The organism is Pseudonocardia sp. SID8383, assembly GCF_009864975.1.
GTDB classification, from domain to species: domain Bacteria; phylum Actinomycetota; class Actinomycetes; order Mycobacteriales; family Pseudonocardiaceae; genus Pseudonocardia; species Pseudonocardia alni.
Genome location: NZ_WWFY01000279.1, coordinates 1 through 3071, shown reverse-complemented (window position 1 = coordinate 3071; position 3071 = coordinate 1). Strand labels below are relative to the sequence as shown.

Genomic DNA, 3071 nt, shown 5'->3' with positions numbered 1-3071 from the left:
CTCAGGGCCCGGCCGGTCGGCTGCTGGGTCGAGGCGGTGCTGCACGGACCCGGCGGCCGGGGCCGGGTGCAGCACGCCCTCGCGCTCGGCGGCTGACCCGCCGGGGGAGTACCGGTCAGGTCGCGGGCGGCAGCGGGGGGGCGGGCGGCTCGTGCGGCGGCTCGTCGCCGGACTTCCCGCCCGGCTTGTCGTCCCCACCGCCGGCGAGGAAACGCTCGAACTCCGCGGCCAGCTCGTCGCCGCTGGGCAGCTCGCCGCCCTCCAGGCCGTCCCGCAGGTTACCGGACTCCCGGGCCGCGACGACCTGGTCGTACTGCTCCTCCAGCGCCGCGACGACCTGCCCGACCTCCTCCGACGCCGCCATCTGCTCGGCGATCTCGGACTCGGCCTGTTCGGCGGCGCGGGTCAGCGTCTCGGTCGGCAGGTAGAGCCCCGCCGACAGCCCCGCGTGGTCCAGCAGCACCCGTGCGGCCTGCGGGTACGCCGAGCGCGACAGGTAGTGCGGCACGTGCACGGCGTAGCCCACGACGTCCTGCCCGGCCTGCCCGAGGCGGTACTCCAGCAACGCCGCGGCACTGCCCGGGACGTCGGCGGTCGCGAACCACGGGGTGTGGCCCTCCACCAGCTCCGGGCGGGTGCCGTGCGCGGTCACTCCGATCGGACGCGTGTGCGGCACGGCCATCGGGATGCCCTGCAACGTGATCACCAGCCGGATCCCGAGCTGCTCGACCAGCAGCCCGACCGCGGCGACGAACCGCTCCCACTGCATGTCCGGCTCCGGACCGGCGAGCAGCAGGTACTGCGTGTCCCCGGTGTCGGTCAGCGCGACGACGTCGAGCTCCGGCGGGTCGTAGTCGGCCCAGCGGTCGGTCTCGAACCGCAGTGGCGGGCGTCGCGACCGGTAGTCCACGAGCTGGTCGACGTCGAACCGGGCCACCCGGACCGCCTCGCGTTCGTCGGTCAGCGCGCCGACCGCGAGCGCACCCGCGTTCCCGGCGTCGACGAAACCGTCCAGCACGACGATCAGGACCGGCTCGTCGAGCGCCGGCGCGGCCGGGTCGACCTGGTACAGCTGAGCGGGATCGAGCACCGGCGTCCTCCGAGTCGTGGCGTGCACCGCGACCCTATCCGGAGCCACCTACGGCCTGCCCGGTCGCGGTGTGACCATCGCCCCCCTGTGACGCGGCCCTGCCGGGACACCCCGCCCGTCCGGGATGGACCAGAATGGTCGTTCGTCATGCACACGTCACGTCGCGCTTACCTCGTCTGGTCCGCCGGTCTGTTCGCCTACGTCGTGGCGGTGCTGCAACGCAGCTCGTTCGGCGTCTCCGGGCTGGAGGCGGCGGACCGGTTCGGTGCGTCCCCGACCGTGCTCGCCGGGTTCCTCGTCCTGCAGCTGCTGGTCTACGCCGTCCTCCAGGTGCCGGTCGGGCTCCTGCTCGACCGGTTCGGCGCCCGCACCATGGTGCTCGCCGGCGCCGTGACCATGACCGCGGCGCAGGTGCTCGTCGCACTCGCCACCTCGCTGCCGCTGGCCATCGCCGCCCGCGTGCTCGTCGGCGTCGGCGACGCCCTGACCTTCATCTCGGTGCTGTCGGTGCTGTCCACCTGGTTCGCGCCGCGCAGGGTCCCGCTGATGACGCAGATCACGGCGCTGCTCGGCCAGTTCGGCCAGGTGCTCTCCGCGATCCCGCTCGCCACCGTCCTGCACGCCTACGGCTGGACGACCGCGTTCCTGTCCGCCGCCGGGATCGGCGTCGTCGCCGCGGTCGCGGTGCTCGCCGTGTTCCGCGACCGCCCGCCCGGCAGCCCGGCCCCGGCCCCGGCGAGCAGCCCCCGCGAGGTCGTCGACGGGCTCACGGGCGCCTGGGCGCACCCGGGCACCCGCCTCGGGCTCTGGTCGCACGCCGGCACCCAGTTCTCCGGCCTGGTGTTCGCGCTGCTGTGGGGCGTGCCCTACCTCGTCGCCGGGCAGGGGATGACGCCCACCGGCGCCTCGGTGATGCTGACCGTGCTCGTCCTCGCCGGCGCCGTCGTCGGCCCGATGTTCGGCGAGTTCACCGCCCGCCACCCGCTGCGCCGCTCCTGGCTCGTGCTGTCGGTCATCGGCGCGACCGCGCTCGTGTGGACGGTCGTGCTGCTCGTCCCGCCGCCCGCGCCGCTGTGGCTGCTCGTGCTGCTCGTGGTGGTGCTCGCCGCGAACGGTCCCTGCTCCGCCGTCGGCTTCGACTACGCCCGCACCTTCAACCCCGCGCACCGGCGCGGCACCGCCGTCGGGATCGTCAACGTCGGCGGGTTCACCGCCTCGCTCACCACCACACTCCTGGTCGGGCTCGTGCTCAGCGTGTCGGGCGGCTACACCCCCGAGGCGTTCCGGCTGGCCTGGCTCGTGCAGTTCCCGATCTGGGCGCTCACCGCCGTCGCGGTCGTCCTCGCGCGGCGCAAGGCCCGCCGGGTGATGGCCGCCGAGGGCACCGTCGTCCCGCCGCTGCGGGAGGCGCTGCGCCGCAACCGGCGCCGGCGACAGGCCCGGTAGACGACGACGGGGGCGGGACCATCGCGGTCCCGCCCCCGTCGCACACGGAGCGGTCTGCCCGTCCGGCGGGCCTCACCCGGTGTCGTCTGCTCGCTCGGCGAGCCTCACTCGGCCAGCAGCCGGTACAGCGCCTTGCGGGCCTCGGTCAGCGCCTCGGTCGCCGACGCCACCTGCGCCTCGGAGCCGGCCTCGGCGACCTGCCGCGCGGCGGCGGCGAGCCGGCCGAGCTCGGTGACCAGGCCGGTCGCCGGGTCCGACTCGGCGGCCTCGGCGTCCTCGGCGAAGGGCGCCCACACCGCGTCGAGCTCGGCGCGGTGCTCCTCGACGTGCCGGGTGCCCTCCTCGGTCAGGTGGACGACCCGACGGCCCTCGGTCTGCTCGGACCGGACCAGGCCCTCGTCCTCCAGCTGGGACAGCATCGGGTACACCGAGCCGGGGCTCGGCTTCCACTGCCCACCGGAGCGGCCGGTGATCTCCTGGATGATCTCGTAGCCGTGCCGCGGGCCGTCGGCGACGACCGCGAGCACTGCGGTGC

The 3071-nt window shown here is 75.0% G+C and carries 3 protein-coding genes; 1 reads left to right on the top strand and 2 read right to left on the bottom strand.

Features of this window, described 5'->3' with window-relative positions; all coding sequences use genetic code 11:
- Window positions 1-115 precede the first annotated feature (115 nt).
- Window positions 116-1090 carry a PAC2 family protein gene (locus tag GTW08_RS06785; protein WP_161151588.1) on the bottom strand — a complete coding sequence of 325 codons (975 nt, stop codon included), beginning with the start codon at window positions 1088-1090 and terminating at the stop codon, window positions 116-118.
- 147 nt (window positions 1091-1237) lie between these two features.
- Between GTW08_RS06785 and GTW08_RS06780 the strand changes: the two genes are divergently transcribed.
- Window positions 1238-2536, top strand: a complete 1299-nt coding sequence (locus GTW08_RS06780) for an MFS transporter (protein WP_073574199.1) — start codon at window positions 1238-1240, stop codon at window positions 2534-2536.
- Window positions 2537-2640: 104 nt separating this feature from the next.
- Here GTW08_RS06780 and GTW08_RS06775 read toward each other — a convergent pair.
- Window positions 2641-3071 (bottom strand): PadR family transcriptional regulator (locus GTW08_RS06775; protein WP_161151587.1); only part of this gene is annotated, 431 nt, incomplete at its 5' end.